Origin of the sequence: Streptomyces sp. NPDC001401 (assembly GCF_042895385.1) — a bacterium.
Lineage (GTDB): Bacteria > Actinomycetota > Actinomycetes > Streptomycetales > Streptomycetaceae > Streptomyces.
Map to the genome: position 1 here is coordinate 1082093 of NZ_JBIAWI010000001.1, position 15624 is coordinate 1097716.

The following is a 15624-nucleotide window of genomic DNA, read 5'->3' on the forward strand; positions in this document are numbered from 1 at the left end:
CGTAGGGTGTTTTGTCTGGTGTACGGATTCAGGCCCCTGCGAAGCCCCGGTCAATGCACTGCATTAACACCGGAAAGCAGAGGCCTGAATAACGGAAGACTAATTCCCGTCGATTATTACACGCCGTCCTGTCGGTCCAGCACCGAGGCCAGCGCCTGCTCGAAGCCGGAGGCCTTCGCCGCGCCCGCCGTCGGGTCCTGCTGGCGGACGTCGATGACATGGCCGGTCAGCTCGGACAGCAGCACGTCCAGCGAGGTGCGGGCCACGGCCTCGGAGGAGAGCAGCGACCCCTCGGGCTCCTGGCCGAAGGCCTTGGTGCGCATCGGCGTCGCGGTGCGCTCCGGGTTGACGCAGTTGACGCGGATGCCGTCGCCGGCCCACTCGTCGGACAGGGCCTGGGTGAGGTTCACCATGGCGGCCTTGGTCGAGGAGTAGAGGCTGTACTCGGCGCGGCCGCGGGTGTAGCTGCTGGAGGTGTACAGCAGCAGCTGGCCCTTGGTCTCCGCCAGGTACTTGTACGCGGAACGAGCGATCTGCACCGGCGCCAGGTAGTTGACCTTCAGCGCTTCCTCGATGGTCGCGTTGTCGGTCTCGGCCAGCTTGCCGATGCGCAGCACGCCCGCGGTGTTGACGACGTAGTCGATCCGGCCGGTCTCCGCGTACGCCTTGGACAGCGCGTCGTCGACCTCCTCCGGGTTCTCCACGTGCGTGCCGGTGGTGGAACGGCCGAGCGCGTACACCTTGGAGCCGTAGGACTCGGCGAGCTCGGCGATGTCCTTGCCGATGCCGTACGAGCCACCGAAGATCACGACGGTCTTGCCGGTGAGCAGCTCGCGATAGGCCTCCTCGCTGACCTGCTCCGGAGCCGCCGTGGAGGCCAGCTGGAACAGCTTGTCGGCGATGAAGACGTCGACGGGCTGGGTGACCTTCATGTTGTACTCGTCGCCCGCGACCACGTGGATCGGCACGTCCGGCAGGTACTTCAGTACGACGGAGCAGTCGTCCGTGGCCTGGAAGTTCGGGTCGCCGGCCGCGACCTCGTAGGCGCGCCGAATCGTGGACAGCTTGAAGGCCTGCGGCGTCTGGCCGCGGCGCAGCCGGGAGCGGTCCGGGATCTCGGTGATGAACTCGCCGTCCTCGCCGTGCGTGCGCGTGACGATGATGGTGTCCGCCGACGGGATGGCGACGTCGACGGCCTGGTAGCGCTCGAGGGCGACCACGCAGTCGTCGATGACGCGCTGCGCCAGCAGGGGGCGTACGGCGTCGTGGAAGAGGACGTTGAGGTCCTCGCCCTCGGCCAGGCCCTCGCCGAGGGCCTCGATGGCGCGCTCGGTGGTCTCGTTCCGGGTCGAGCCGCCCTCGATGATCTTCTTGACCTTCTTGAACCCGGCCTTGGCGACGATCTTCTCGATGTCGGGCACGTAGCCCGGCGCCATCAGCACGATGACGTCGTCGATCGAGTCGGCCTTCTCGAAGGTGGTCAGGGTGTGCTCGATGACTGCCTTGCCGGCGATCTTCAGCAGCTGCTTGGGGATCGAAAGACCCACACGCTGGCCGGTACCACCGGCCAGGACGACTGCGGTGGTACGGGGCTTGGCTATGTGCTGGGACACAGAGGACCTACCTTGGGGCGACAGGGAACGCGGAAATGGTCCCACTTGCGGTTACCGCTGTGCAAGGTGAGCGCCGTTCGCTGCATATGTGCGCGCTACCTGTCATTCACCTTGCACTGCTGGTGACGGTGGGACCCCCTCCGCGAGCTCCCCTGGAATTGCTGTGAGTAACTGCACAGCCAGTCAGTGCAGTGTCCGTGCCGCCGCAGCTTCTTCGGGCAGCGGCGGCCGAGCACCTCCACGAGTTCCACCAAGACGTCTGATGAACCGTGCGCGCCTCGGCCAGTGTCGTGGGAGGGCCTGGGCGGCCACCCTCGCGAGCGATGCACGGCCGCGCGGGCGCGTACCCCCATACGGGCGATGCGTCGAGATCTTCACGTCCTGCGGCGTCGGACTGCACGGGTTCTTCATATGCATGACCGCGCCGTTACGGACGAGCCTGGAATACAGCTCGTCCGGCAGTCCAATGCTGCGGAATTCCTTATTAAGATTCCGCAGCATTTCGGTCTCGGCGAGGGATGTGCACGCGGTCCCCCGTCACACGAGTTCGACCCCCGGGCGGCCGTTCTCCACCCGCAGCCGCGCCAGCGTGCTCGGCGTCGCCGTCGGCTGCCGGACCGTGTCCACCACTCTCACCTGCGCGTCGATGCCGTGCCGGTCGATGTCGAAGAGGTGGTAGCCGCGGTGGGCGTCGATCAGCTTCCAGTGCGGGTTGTCGGGCATCAGCGGGTCCCACTGGGCATGGAAGGCGGCCTGGTCCTGGTCGCCGTTGCTGGAGATGGACGTGCCGACGAACTCGGCGCCGACGACGTCGGAGTCCGGGTCGTCGTAGTCCGTCCTGAGGTCGCTGATCATCGTGAGGTGGCGGTCGCCGCTGAGCACGACCGGGTTGCGGATGTCGGCGAACTCCTCGAGCAGGGCGTTGCGTTCGACCTGGTAGCCGTCCCAGGCGTCGTAGTACCAGAGCTTGCCGTCACCGATCTGCAGGTCGGTCTCGGCCATCATTATCTGCGAGGCGATCAGGTTCCAGCGGGCCGGCGAGTCGTGCAGCCCGTCGAGCAGCCACTCCTTCTGCTCGGCGCCGAGCATCGTGAGCGAGGGGTTCTCGGCGGCCTCCTGGCTGGTCACCTGGTCGCTGCGGAACTGCCGGGTGTCCAGGACGTTCAGGCGGACGAGGCGGCCGAACTCCAGCCGTCGGTACATCTGGATGTGCGGGCCGTCCGGGATCGCGGAGGCACGGACCGGCATGTGCTCGTAGTACGCCTGGAAGGCCGCCGTCAGCCGGGCCACGAACGCGTCGTGCGGCTGCTTGTCGGGGTCCTGCGGGATCTCCCCGGCCCAGTCGTTGTCGACCTCGTGGTCGTCGAAGGTGACCACCCAGGGCGTGTTCGCGTGCATCGCCGCGAGATCGGGGTCGGTGCGGTACTGGGCGTACCGGTTGCGGTACTGCTCCAGGGTGTAGGGCTCCCCCGTACCCTCGTGCCGGCGCGGCCCCGCCGACGACGGTGTCGATTCGTAGATGTAGTCGCCCACGAAGAGGACGAAGTCGGGGTCCTGGTCGAGCATGTCGGCGTACGGCGTGAAGTAGCCGTGCTGCCAGTTCTGGCAGGAGGCGAGAGCGACGCGCAGCGAGCCGCCCCTGCTGTGCGGGTGCGGGGCGGTGCGGGTGCGGCCGGTGGGCGAGATCTGACCGCTCGTGCGGAAGCGGTACCAGTACGAGCGGTCCGGGCGCAGGCCCCGTACGTCCACGTGAACGCTGTGCCCGTACTCGGGCCGGGCCTGGGCCACGCCGCGGCGCACGGGCTTTCTGAACTGCTCGTCCTCCGCGAGCTCCCACTCCACCGGGACCACGCTGTCGGGCATGCCGCCGCCGTTCAGCGGGTCGGGGGCGAGCCGGGTCCACAGCACGATGCCGTCGGGCAGCGGTTCACCGGAGGCGATTCCGAGGCTGAACACGCCGTCGGGCAGGGTGGCTTCGGCCGCGCGGGCCGTGCCCGGCAGCCAGAGCTGGGCGGACGCGGCGGCACCGAGGACGGCGGCACCGGCGGTCAGAAAGCGGCGTCGGTCGGGCGAGATTGCTCCGGTCATCGCGAACTCCCCTGTCTCGCAAGCCTCTTGGACACGTGAAAGCTCACGCAGCCGGGCGGTCCACCCGCTGAACGGAGGCCTTCGCGTGCATGACAAATGGGCAGACAACAGAAGACCCGTTGCGACACGGGAACAACACGACGAACGTGATTTTGCCGCAACGGGCCTTACATGCCGTCAATTGACACCGGGCAGGGGGCCGTTCAGGAAGCGAAGTTCGAGCCGAGTTCGGCGTTTGCCGCGACCGTGCCCAGCGTGCCCGCGCCGAAGCTGACGGAGTCCGCGGCGACGGGGCCGGTGCCGGGGTTGTGGAAGGCCCAGACGGCGCCGCCGAAGGCGTTCTCGCCCGGTGCGCCCACGTACAGCTCGGGCCGGCCGTCCTGGTCGGTGTCGACCAGCGCGGTGCTGCGCCCGAAGAAGTCGTTCTGCTCGGCGGTGCCCGGCACCCCCGCGGTGTTCTGGTTGAAGGCCACGGCACCGGTCCCGGTGAGCCCGGACGCGCCGCCCTTCAGGACGGTCACCTGACCCGCCGCCGCCACACTGCCGATGCTCTCGGTGAAGGAGCCCGCGGCCACATCGGTGTAGCCGTCGCCGTTCACGTCGGCGACCGAGATGCCCGAGCCGAAGCTGTCGCCGCCCTCGGTGGCGCCCGGCACCCCCGCGGTGTCCTGCGTGATGACCGTCGTACGAGAGGTGTCGGGTCCGGCGGCCGAGCCGTACACGACGCCGATCTGGCCGCCCAGCAGGAGCGGGTCGTCGAGCGTGCCCGGACCGTCGCCGTCGATGGTCCGCCCGATGACGAGATCGCCGTGACCGTCCTTGTTCACATCGCCGATGCCGAGGCTCTCGCCGCCGCGCAGGATCGTGCCGTCGGCGTTCTTCAGGGTGACGGGGGCGGCGAGGCCCTGTGCGGTGCCGCGCAGGTACTGGACGCGGCGGTGGTACAGGTCCGGGTTGGAGTAGTCGGCGTCGGTGTCGTCCTTGACCAGGGCCACCAGGTCGGTGACGCCGTCGTGGTCGATGTCGCCCGCGGCGACGGCGGTCGTGGCACAGGCCTCGGTGTCGAGCCGCAGGCCGGCGCTGCTCGCCGCGCCCGTCGTCCGGTTGGAGGGCCCGTTCAGGACGCGGTTCCCGGTGGCGATGTCGAGGTGGCCGTCCCCGTCGAAGTCGCCGAGCGCGGTGCTGATGTCGAGGCGGCTGTCGGCGGTGCCGGCGGCCACGGCGGTACCGCCGGACAGGCCCTGCGGACCGCCCCATACGACGGCCAGGGTGCCGGCGTTGGTGACGTCCCCGACGTCCTCGCCCGCCGAGCCGATCACGAGATCCGCATGGCCGTCGCCGTCCAGGTCACCCTCGGCGACGCTGCCGCCGTAGTAGTCGTCGGCCTCGGCGGCGCCGGGTATGCCGGGGGTGTTCTGGCTGATGATCTGCCGGTGGGCGAGGTCGAGGCCCTTGGCGGAGCCGTACACGACCGCCACGTATCCGGCACGGGCATGCCCGTCGACCTTGGCGGCCGGGGCGGCGACCGCGACGTCCTGGTAGCCGTCGCCGTTGAAGTCGCCGTGCAGCTTCGCCTCGACCGACTGCTCGCCCGCGGCGTACGCGGCCACCGGGGCGGTGACGGCTCCCGTGACGGCGATCGCCGCCGCGAGCGCGACACCTCGGCCGAACCTGCGCTTGGTCATGGTGCTCCTGTCGTGGGTGGGGGGACGCAGCTCAGCGGGTGAACTCGGCGCCGAGCCGGGCGAGTTCGGGGTCGGTGCCGAGGGCCTTGGCGCCGAAGGAGACGGAGCCCGTGGTGGTGACGCCGGAGGCGTTGGACCGGAAGCCCCAGACCGAGCCGGCGTCGGCGTTCTCGCCAGGGGCGCCTACGACGAGATCCGCGCGACCGTCCTGATCCCCGTCGAGGAGAGTGACCGCCTCGCCGAAGCGGTCGGCGCGCTCGGCGGTGCCGGGAACACCGGCCGTGTTCTGGCTGAACACCTTCGTACCGGCGCCGGTCGGCCCCGACGCGCTGCCGGGAATGACGGCGACCGTGCCGGCATCCGTCACACCGGAGAAGTCCTCGCCGGGGATACCGGCCGCGATGTCGGCGTAGCCGTCGCCGTTCGCGTCACCGACGGCGACGTCCGTGCCGAAGAGGTCGCCGGACTCCGCTTCACCCGGCACACCGGGCGTGTCCTGGTCGATGGTGCGGGGGTCGGCGACCTGCGGCCCCCGCGCCGAACCGAGGACAACCCCGATCCGCTCGCCGTACTCACTCGGGTCGACAGGATCGTCCTCGACGGAGTCGGAGTGCGCGACACGAGGCCGGCCGAAGACGAGATCGTCCCGCCCGTCGCCGTTGACGTCGCCGAGCGCAATGCTCTGGCCGCCCTCGATGTCCCGGCCCTCGCCGTCCTTGAGGTGGGTGAGCGGGGCAAGACCGTCCCGGCTGCCGTGCAGGTAGAACAGACTGTGCCCGACGTTCTGGTCGCCCGGGTCGTCGTAGTCGAACGGCGCGGTCAACACGACCACATCACTGATGCCGTCACCGTCGACGTCCCCGCTCGCCACGTCCAGCACCTTCACATCGGCGTCGGTGAAAGAGATGTCCCGACTACGGGCGGGCACTCCACCACGGCTGAATGGCCCCGACTCCAGCGACGAGGGCCCCGCCAGGTCGGCGTGCCCGTCCCCGTCGAAGTCACCGGCGACGACACGCGCGGAACTGTCGGTGAGGGCGCCGGGCAGAATCGTCCCGCCAACAGGCCCGCTCTTCCCGCCCCACAACACGGTCACACTGCCGTGCCGGGCCGCCCCGCCCTGGGTCCATTCCTCCCCGGCCGCCGGCACCACGAGGTCGGTGTAGCCGTCGCCGTCCAGGTCACCGGCGGTGAGATGGGCACCGAAGTGGTCGCCTGCCTCCGGGGTGCCGGGGACGCCCGGCGTCGCCTGGGTGAAGACCTGCTTGCTCGCGAGGTTCAGCCCGTGCGCCGACCCGTACACAACGGCGACGTAACCGGCACCCTTCTTGCCACCGACCGCGGCGTCCGGCGCTCCGGTGGCGAGGTCCTCGTACCCGTCACCGTTGAAGTCCTGCCGCACACTCTTCACGGCCGAGGACTGCGCATGGGCAACCGGCGACACGACGGCCGTCCCGGCAAGCAGCGCGATCGCGACCACCAGGACACGCCGCGATCTGGGCACAACAACGGACTCGGACACGTCGACTCCGGGAATCTGAAGGGCAGTTGACGGCGGGAGGATCCAAGATCCTCATCCGCACTGCCCTGTACGACTCACCGAAAAGCGAAGGGGTTGCCCTGGGATACGCCACAAGTTTTCCGGGCGTTAATACTCTGGGCGCCGTCCGGCACTTCTCAGCGCCGGTCACGGCATCCCAGCCCGTCCGGCGTTTGAGGACGAGGCCGTTCAGGCCGAAGCGGGGGTCTGGGGGCGGCAGCCCCCAGTCAACGGCACCGACACCGCCGCCCGCCTACTCGCCGAACGGTTCGAAGCCCCCGTACTCCCGGAGGGCCTCGTCCCGCTCCGCCTCCCGGTCCCGCCGCCGCTGCACCGCAGGCCTCGGCTCCTCGAACCGGTGGTCCTCACCACGACGCCCCAGCATCTCCGCCCCGGCCATCACGGACGGCTCCCAGTCGAAGACGACAGCGTTCTCCTCGGGTCCGATGGCGACACCGTCGCCCGACCGGGCCCCCGCCTTCATCAACTCCTCTTCCACACCAAGGCGGTTGAGCCGGTCCGCGAGATACCCCACGGCCTCGTCGTTGTTGAAGTCGGTCTGCCGCACCCAGCGCTCGGGCTTCTCGCCCCGCACCCGGAACAGCCCGTCGTCCTCGCGCGTCACCGTGAAGCCCGCGTCGTCGACGGCCTTGGGCCGGATGACGATCCGCGTCGCCTCCTCCTTCGGCTTCGCGGCCCGCGCCTTCGCCACCAGGTCGGCCAGCGCGAACGACAGTTCCTTCAGCCCGAGATGAGCGACAGCCGACACCTCGAAGACCCGGTACCCCCGCTCCTCCAGATCCGGCCGCACCATCTCGGCGAGGTCCTTGCCGTCCGGTACGTCGGTCTTGTTCAGTACGACGATCCGCGGCCGCCGGTCGAGCCCGCCGTACTGCTTCAGCTCCTCCTCGATGACATCGAGGTCGGAGACGGGATCCCGCTCGGACTCCAGCGTGGCCGTGTCCAGGACATGCACGAGCACACTGCACCGCTCCACGTGCCGCAGGAACTCGAGCCCCAGCCCCTTGCCCTGGCTGGCGCCCGGGATCAGCCCCGGCACATCCGCGATGGTGTACACGGTCGAACCCGCGGTCACCACACCCAGGTTCGGCACCAGCGTCGTGAACGGATAGTCCGCGATCTTCGGCTTCGCGGCACTCAGCACCGAGATCAGCGAGGACTTGCCGGCGCTCGGGTACCCCACCAGCGCCACATCCGCGACCGTCTTCAGCTCCAGGACGATGTCCTGCAGATCGCCGGGGACACCGAGCAGTGCGAACCCGGGCGCCTTGCGCCGCGCCGACGCGAGCGCCGCGTTGCCGAGCCCGCCGCGGCCGCCCTGCGCGGCGACGTACGACGTGCCGTGCCCGACCAGGTCGGCGAGCACATTGCCCGCCCTGTCGAGGACGACGGTGCCGTCCGGCACGGGAAGGACCAGGTCCTGCCCGTCCTTCCCCGACCGGTTGCCGCCCTCGCCGGGCTTGCCGTTGGTGGCCTTGCGGTGCGGGGAGTGGTGGTAGTCGAGGAGCGTGGTGATCGACTGGTCGACGGTGAGGATCACATCGCCGCCGCGCCCGCCGTTGCCGCCGTCGGGTCCGCCGAGCGGCTTGAACTTCTCACGGTGAACGGAGGCACAGCCGTGACCTCCGTTACCCGCGGCGACATGCAGCTCGACGCGGTCCACGAAGGTGGTCATCTGGGGTGCCTCCAGCACTTCAAACGTACGGTTATGTCTACTGCGTAACACGCGAAAGGCGGACCCGCCTTCCCACAAGGGAAGTGAGGTCCGCCTCGCGAAGGATCCGAACGAATCGCTCGGTCTAGCCGTGAATCAGAAGACTCAGGCGACCGGAACGATGTTCACGACCTTGCGGCCACGGTGGGTACCGAACTCCACCGCACCGGCCTGCAGCGCGAACAGCGTGTCGTCGCCGCCACGGCCGACGCCCGCACCGGGGTGGAAGTGGGTGCCGCGCTGGCGGACCAGGATCTCACCCGCGTTGACGACCTGACCGCCGAAGCGCTTCACGCCGAGCCGCTGGGCATTGGAGTCGCGACCGTTCCGGGTGGACGATGCGCCCTTCTTGTGTGCCATTTCTCCTCAGTCCCTTACTTCGCAGCCGTGGGGATCTCAGTGACCTTGATCGCCGTGTACTGCTGGCGGTGGCCCTGGCGACGGCGGTAGCCGGTCTTGTTCTTGTAGCGAAGGATGTCGATCTTGACGCCCTTGTGGTGGTCCACGACCTCGGCCTGGACCTTGATGCCGGCCAGCACCCACGGGTCGCTGGTCACAGCGTCGCCGTCGACAACGAGCAGGGTCGAGAGCTCGACCGTGTCGCCAACCTTGGCAGTGGAAATCTTGTCAACCTCAACGATGTCGCCGACAGCAACCTTGTGCTGGCGACCACCGCTGCGCACGATGGCGTACACGCGGATCTCACTCTCTCGCTCGGGAACGGCACCCCCGCAGTCCAGCCACCCGGCACGGGCAGCCTCTCCGGAGCACCCAGTGCCCTGGAGGAATGAGGTTTACGGGGATGTGGCGCGCCCATATCCAAGGACACGCCGACGGTCAAGGTTACGGGCCGTGGCCGAGGGGGTCAAACCGGGCCAGGCCCCGCGGGTATGCGGCCGATCACATCGACCGGCCGCACCCCTGCCTCGTACTGCTCAGCTCTCGTCGGCGGCGGCCGAGACCGTGGTCTTCTTCGCCGTCGACTTGGCCGCGGCCGTCTTGACGGTCTTCGCCGCCTTCTTGGCCGTGACCTTCTTCGCCGCCGTCTTCTTGGCCGCCGTCTTCTTGGTGGCGGCCTTCTTCGCGGTGGCCTTCTTGGCCGTCTTACGGGCCGTCTTCTTGGCCGGAGCGGCCTCCTCGGCGCCTTCCTCGGCAGCCTCCGCCGCCGACGGGACGACCACGACGGCCGTCTCCTCGGACGCGGTGGGCGCGGTCTCCTTGCGCACGGCACGGCGGCGCGGACGGGCCGGAGCGGCGCTCTCGGCCGGGGCCTCGGGCTCCGCCGCCTCCGCGACCGGCTCGGCCTCCGCGACCGGTGCCGTCTCGGCGACCGTCACCACGGCGGCCTCGGCCCCCGCGGGCGACCCGGCCGGCGCGGACACCTTGCGGGTCGCACGACGGCGCGCACGCCCCTTGGGCGCGGCCTCCTCGACGGCCGGAGCCTCGGCGGCGGCCTGGACGACGGCGTCTTCGACGCCGGCAGGCTCGGCCGGCGCCTCGGCGGCCGGCTCCGGCTGCACCGGAAGCTCCGCCTCGGCCTCGGCCGTCACGCCCTGAGCCGTGGGCGCCTCGGCCCTCGTCTCCTCACGCCTCGGCGCACCCGCCGGAGCGGATGCCCGCCGGCCGGACCGGCGCCGCGAACGGCCACGGCCTACCGCGGCCTCCGCCTCGGCGACGCTGCTGTACAGCTCCTCGTCCGGCGCGAAGGCGGGCTCGGCCAGTGCGACCGGCGCGGCCACCTCGGCGACGACCTCGGCCTCGGTCTCCGCCTCTTCCTCGACGGTCTCGGCCGACTCGACGGCGGCGGCCGCCTCGTGCACGTGCCCGTCGCCGCCGCGCCCGCGCTTCTTGCGCTTTCCGCCGCCACCGGCGGAGGTCGGCTGCTCCATGTGCACGATGACACCGCGGCCGTTGCAGTGGACGCAGGTCTCGGAGAAGGACTCCAGCAGACCCTGACCGACCCGCTTGCGGGTCATCTGGACCAGGCCCAGCGAGGTGACCTCCGCGACCTGGTGCTTCGTACGGTCCCGGCCGAGGCACTCCAGCAGGCGCCGCAGCACCAGGTCCCGGTTGGACTCCAGCACCATGTCGATGAAGTCGATGACGATGATGCCGCCGAGGTCGCGCAGCCGCAGCTGACGCACGATCTCCTCGGCCGCCTCCAGGTTGTTCCTGGTGACGGTCTCCTCGAGGTTGCCGCCCTGACCGGTGAACTTGCCGGTGTTGACGTCGACAACGACCATCGCCTCGGTCCGGTCGATCACCAGCGAACCACCACTGGGCAGCCAGACCTTGCGGTCCAGCGCCTTGGACAGCTGCTCGTCGATCCGGTACGTGGCGAAGACGTCGACCTCGGAGGTCCACTTCGACAGCCGGTCGGCCAGGTCGGGCGCCACGTGCGAGACGTAGCCGTGGATGGTCTCCCACGCCTCGTCACCGCTGACGACGACCTTGGTGAAGTCCTCGTTGAAGATGTCGCGGACGACGCGGACGGTCATGTCCGGCTCGCCGTACAGCAGCGTCGGGGCGTTGCCGTTCTTCGACTTCTTCTGGATGTCCTCCCACTGCGCCTGCAGTCGCTCGACGTCGCGGCGCAGCTCGTCCTCGCTCGCGCCCTCGGCGGCGGTGCGCACGATGACGCCCGCGTCCTCGGGGACGATCTTCTTGAGGATGGTCTTCAGCCGGGCCCGCTCGGTGTCGGGCAGCTTGCGGCTGATGCCGGTCATCGAGCCCTCGGGGACGTACACGAGGTAGCGCCCCGGGAGGGAGACCTGGCTGGTCAGACGCGCACCCTTGTGCCCGATCGGGTCCTTGGTGACCTGGACGAGGACGGACTGGCCGGACTTCAGAGCGGACTCGATACGGCGCGGCCCATTGGCCATGCCCAGCGCCTCGAAGTTGACCTCACCGGCGTAGAGCACAGCATTGCGCCCCTTGCCGATGTCGATGAAGGCGGCCTCCATCGACGGCAGCACGTTCTGGACCTTGCCCAGGTACACGTTGCCGACGTACGAGGTCGCCTGCTCCTTGTTGACGTAGTGCTCGACGAGCACGCCGTCCTCGAGCACGCCGATCTGCGTGCGCTCGCCGTGCTGGCGCACGACCATCACGCGCTCGACGGCCTCGCGGCGGGCCAGGAACTCGGCCTCGGTGATGATCGGGACGCGACGCCGGCCCTGCTCACGGCCTTCGCGGCGGCGCTGCTTCTTGGCCTCCAGACGCGTGGAGCCCTTGATGGACTGCACCTCGTCGGACGGCTCGGCCTTCGGACGGGGCTCGCGGACCTTGACGACGGTGCGCTCGGGGTCGCCGTCACCAGGCTCGGTGTCCACGGAGGAGTCACCGGCGCGACGGCGCCGGCGGCGACGCCGACGGCTGCTGGAGCTGGAGCCGCCGCTCTCGCCGGCCTCGTCCTCCTCGTCGTCCTCGATCTGCTCGGCGGTGTCCTCGGCATCCTGTGTGGCCTGCGCGGCGGCGAGCTCGTCGGACTCCTCCGACTCGTCCTCACCGGCGGAGTCGGCCAACTCGCCACGGCGGCGGCGACGGCCGCCCCGGCGACGGCGACGGCGCGAACCGGTCTCCTCGGACTCGTCGCCCTCGGCGGCGTCCTCGGCCGACTCCTCGGCCTCCTCCGCCTCGTCGTCCACGGTGGTCTCCACGGCCTGCGGCTCGGCCTCCTCGCCGAACGCGGCACCGCGGCGACGGCGCCGGCGCCGCGCCCCGGCCTGCTCCTCCTGGAGCTCCTCCGGCTCGGGGGACTCGGCCTCGGCGGCCGCTGCGGCGGCGGCCCGCTGCGGCGTCTGGAACTGCGGCTCGGTGAACACGGGCGCCTGGAACACGGCGACGGCAGGCCGCGCCGGCCGCCGCGGCCCCTCGTCCTCGACGCTCTCGGCGTCCTCCGCGGCAGCGGCGGCCTGCGCGGGCTCGGCGAACCCGGTCGCGGCCTTTCGGGTGGCCCGGCGACGCGTACGCCGCGGGGCGGCATCCTCTTCGGCCTGCTCGGCAGCAGGGACGGTGACGGGCGCCTCGACAGCGGGCGCCTCTTCGGCACCGGCGGTCTCCTCGACCGGCGTGGCCACGCGGCGCGTGGCACGACGACGGGTCCGGCGCGGAGCGGCGTCCTCGGCCGGCTCGACAGCCTCGGCGGCGGGCGCCTCGGCCACGGCGGGTGCCTCGGCGTCCTCGGCAGCGGTCGCCTCGACGGTGACGGGCGCCTCACCGGGCGCCGACACACGGCGCGTGGCACGACGACGGGTGCGACGCGGAGCGGCGTCCTCGTCGGATTCACCGGACTCACCGGCTGCCTCGGCAGCAACCTCGGCTACGACCGCGCTCTCCTGCTCCTCGGCGGGAGCGGCGGCGGGCACCACGGTCTCGGCCACCTCGGCGGCCGCGGGAGCCCCGGCAGGCGCGGACACACGGCGGGTCGCACGACGACGCGTACGCCCGACGGGCGCGGCCTCCTCGACAGCCGAAGGTGCCTCGGCGACCTCTTCGGCCTCCTCGGCCTCTTCGGCCTCGGCCGTGACCGCCACCTCGGCGGCCTCGTCCTCGTCGGCCTTCTTGTCGCTGTCGCTGTAGCTGTCGGCCGGTATGGCCGGCGCGACGATCTCCTCCGGGGTTTCGGAGGCGGCCGCGGCGGGGGGACCCGCCGGGCGTGAAGCGGCACGGCGCCGACGACGCGGCGGCAAGGTGTCGCTGGGGGTGTTCAGTTCGGAACCCTCAGTGGGTTCGGTCGGCTCGAGCATGCGGGCATTTCTCCCGTCAGGCTCCCGGGCGCCGCGCCTGGTCCGGCGTTGATCGCCGGTGACGTCCGCGGCTCGCGCGATGCGCGGTGCCGCCGTCCGGGGCGCGGGCGCCGCACGGGAGCTCTCTGTGTCCTGTCTCGCCGGTTCCGTACACCGAATGTGTACGGCCTGGCGAAAGTCTTCTGGTCGGTGCGCTGCCCGACCCAGGTGGCTCCCGAGTACGAGGGCGGCGCTACGACGTCCGTCCTTTCGCGGGACCTTCCTTACGCCGACGCCTTCGCGGCGGCAGCGGAATCGGCCGTGGGTAGGGCCGTCGCTGCCTCGCGGTCGGGCGCGAGCGGGTCGGTCACCGTGCCGGTCTCTTCATCGAACAGCCCCTGCGCCAGCCTGGTCACCGCTGCGGGGACCGGCGGCGCCAGGTCGGCCACGGCGCGGAGACCGGACAGGACGTCGTCGGGTCGTACGGCAGGCGTCACGTGCCGAACAACCAGCCGCAGTATCGCACAGGGCTGGTCGGTCGGCCTATCAGCCGGTTCACTATGCGTTTCAAGTTGGACGACCGCGGGGCGGGCGTCGAAGGTCCGGACGCCGTTCTTGGTCATGCGCTGGACCTCGACGGCCTGGGCGGCGTTGAAGGCCGAAACGGCCCGCTCCGCCTCGGCCGGGTCCACGCCGTCCAGCCGCAGCTCCCACACGGAAGCCGTGAGCCGGTCGGCGAGACCGGAGGTCCGGGCCTGGACCGCGTCGACGACATCGAGCCCGGCGGGCAGCGACTCGTCGAGCAGGATCCTCAACTTCTCCGGATCCCGCGCCTCGGTGAGGGCGATCTCCAGATACTCCGCCTCACTGCCCGTGCCGGTGGGTGCGGCATTGGCGTACGACACCTTCGGATGTGGCGTGAACCCCGCCGAGTACGCCATGGGCACCTCGGCGCGGCGCAGCGCACGCTCGAAGGCGCGCTGGAAGTCACGGTGGCTGGTGAACCGGAGGCGGCCGCGCTTGGTGTAGCGCAGTCGGATGCGCTGCACCGCGGGTGCGGGCGGCGGGCCTTCGGGCTGTCGCTTGCCCAGTGTCGTTCAGTCCTTCGTGAGAGCGGTCGTACTGCTACCAAGAGTACGTGTCTCGCGGGCCGGAGGTTCCCGCCGGTCCACAGCCTCGGTCCGCTCGGGCTCCCCGAAGAGCATCCGCCGGAAGTCGGCCCGCGCCTGCCGCGCGGTCTCCCGGGCGGAGGCGAGCGCCAGCCGGGTGGCCCGCCCCACACTGCGCGCCGCCTCGGCCGCGGGCCGCAGCACGGCATCCCGTAGGACATGCCCGACGGGAGTGAGGAGCGTCCGGTAGACCCACCGCACGGGCTCCACGAAGATCCACCGGAAGAGGGTCCCGAGAGCCCGCCCCACGGCGAGCGAGATCCGCCCGGCCACCCGCCAGGCATGCCCGATCGCCTGCCCCACCTCGCGCCCGACGACGGCGAGGAAACGCCCGACGGGCACCAGCACCCACCGCCACAGGGCGAGCGCCGGCAGCACGAGCAACACCCGCCCGACCCAGTACAGCGCGATCCCGACACCGGTGGCGACCAGTCCCACACCCCGCGCAAGCCCCTTCGCACACCACGCGATCGCCCGCCCGACCGGTGCCAGCACCCACTCGTACAGCCACACGGCGGGGACGACGACGAGATGCCTCACCAGCCACGCGACACCCGCGTACGCACCGGCCGCGAGCAGGGCGAACATCGCACCGATCCCCCTGAGCACCCACATCACGGCATGTCCGACCGGCGTCAGCACGCGCGCGTACACCCACACGAGGGCCTGCCCCAGCGGAGTCAGGACATACCGGTAGAACCACGCCAGCGGCACGACGACGAGCACGTTCCCGAGCCACCCCAACGCCGTGCCCAAGGGCACGACGACGTACCGCCAAAGCCCCACGAACGGCCACACGAACACGGCCCGCGCGACCCACAGCAACGCCCGTCCCACCGGCCGGAACACGGTGTCCTTCAGAAACCGCCCGGCAACAACGAGCGCGTCCCACACCATCCGCACCGGCACGACCAGCACGAGCACGACGATCCGCACGGGAAGGCGGATCGCGACGACGAGGCACCCTTCGGGCGACCGCCGCGCGGGCTGCTGTTCGGGTTGCCCGGCGGGCGGCTTCTGCAGATCCATACCCACACAGACGCCGGGGCCGCCCGTCCGGATCCCGA

At 70.7% G+C, this 15624-nt stretch carries 10 protein-coding genes; all 10 read right to left on the minus strand.

What is annotated here, in order from left to right; genetic code table 11:
- Positions 1-116: 116 nt before the first annotated feature.
- Complete coding sequence (locus tag ACFY10_RS05015) at positions 117-1613, minus strand: SDR family NAD(P)-dependent oxidoreductase (RefSeq protein ID WP_390663635.1); 1497 nt, start codon at positions 1611-1613, stop codon at positions 117-119.
- A 537-nt stretch (positions 1614-2150) separates the two neighbouring features.
- Positions 2151-3701 (minus strand): alkaline phosphatase D family protein, encoded by a 1551-nt coding sequence (locus ACFY10_RS05020; protein WP_390663636.1) that lies wholly within the window; start codon positions 3699-3701, stop codon positions 2151-2153.
- A 203-nt stretch (positions 3702-3904) separates the two neighbouring features.
- Positions 3905-5386 (minus strand): FG-GAP and VCBS repeat-containing protein, encoded by a 1482-nt coding sequence (locus tag ACFY10_RS05025; protein WP_390663637.1) that lies wholly within the window; start codon positions 5384-5386, stop codon positions 3905-3907.
- Positions 5387-5417: 31 nt separating this feature from the next.
- Positions 5418-6908 (minus strand): VCBS repeat-containing protein, encoded by a 1491-nt coding sequence (locus ACFY10_RS05030; RefSeq protein WP_390663638.1) that lies wholly within the window; start codon positions 6906-6908, stop codon positions 5418-5420.
- 271 nt (positions 6909-7179) lie between these two features.
- Entirely contained in the window at positions 7180-8622 is a 1443-nt protein-coding gene (obgE, locus tag ACFY10_RS05035) for a GTPase ObgE (protein ID WP_390663639.1), read from the minus strand.
- 144 nt (positions 8623-8766) lie between these two features.
- Positions 8767-9021, minus strand: coding sequence for a 50S ribosomal protein L27 (gene rpmA, locus ACFY10_RS05040; protein ID WP_023550764.1), 255 nt, complete (start codon positions 9019-9021; stop codon positions 8767-8769).
- 14 nt (positions 9022-9035) lie between these two features.
- Positions 9036-9356 carry a 50S ribosomal protein L21 gene (gene rplU / locus ACFY10_RS05045; protein WP_099928855.1) on the minus strand — a complete coding sequence of 107 codons (321 nt, stop codon included), beginning with the start codon at positions 9354-9356 and terminating at the stop codon, positions 9036-9038.
- A 240-nt stretch (positions 9357-9596) separates the two neighbouring features.
- Positions 9597-13409, minus strand: a complete 3813-nt coding sequence (locus ACFY10_RS05050; protein ID WP_390663640.1) for a ribonuclease E/G — start codon at positions 13407-13409, stop codon at positions 9597-9599.
- A gap of 263 nt (positions 13410-13672) precedes the next feature.
- Positions 13673-14437 (minus strand): TIGR03936 family radical SAM-associated protein, encoded by a 765-nt coding sequence (locus ACFY10_RS05055; RefSeq protein ID WP_390663641.1) that lies wholly within the window; start codon positions 14435-14437, stop codon positions 13673-13675.
- Between the two features lie 48 nt (positions 14438-14485).
- Positions 14486-15586, minus strand: coding sequence for a hypothetical protein (locus tag ACFY10_RS05060; protein WP_390663642.1), 1101 nt, complete (start codon positions 15584-15586; stop codon positions 14486-14488).
- Between the last annotated feature and the right edge of the window lie 38 nt (positions 15587-15624).

Excerpts from the sequence above, each read along its gene's own strand:
- ACFY10_RS05020 (WP_390663636.1), bottom strand. The coding sequence starts at position 3,701 with ATGACCGGAGCAATCTCGCCCGACCGACGCCGCTTTCTGACCGCCGGT.
- ACFY10_RS05025 (WP_390663637.1), bottom strand. The coding sequence starts at position 5,386 with ATGACCAAGCGCAGGTTCGGCCGAGGTGTCGCGCTCGCGGCGGCGATC.
- obgE (WP_390663639.1), bottom strand. The coding sequence starts at position 8,622 with ATGACCACCTTCGTGGACCGCGTCGAGCTGCATGTCGCCGCGGGTAAC.
- rpmA (WP_023550764.1), bottom strand. The coding sequence starts at position 9,021 with ATGGCACACAAGAAGGGCGCATCGTCCACCCGGAACGGTCGCGACTCC.
- ACFY10_RS05050 (WP_390663640.1), bottom strand. The coding sequence starts at position 13,409 with ATGCTCGAGCCGACCGAACCCACTGAGGGTTCCGAACTGAACACCCCC.
- ACFY10_RS05060 (WP_390663642.1), bottom strand. The coding sequence starts at position 15,586 with ATGGATCTGCAGAAGCCGCCCGCCGGGCAACCCGAACAGCAGCCCGCG.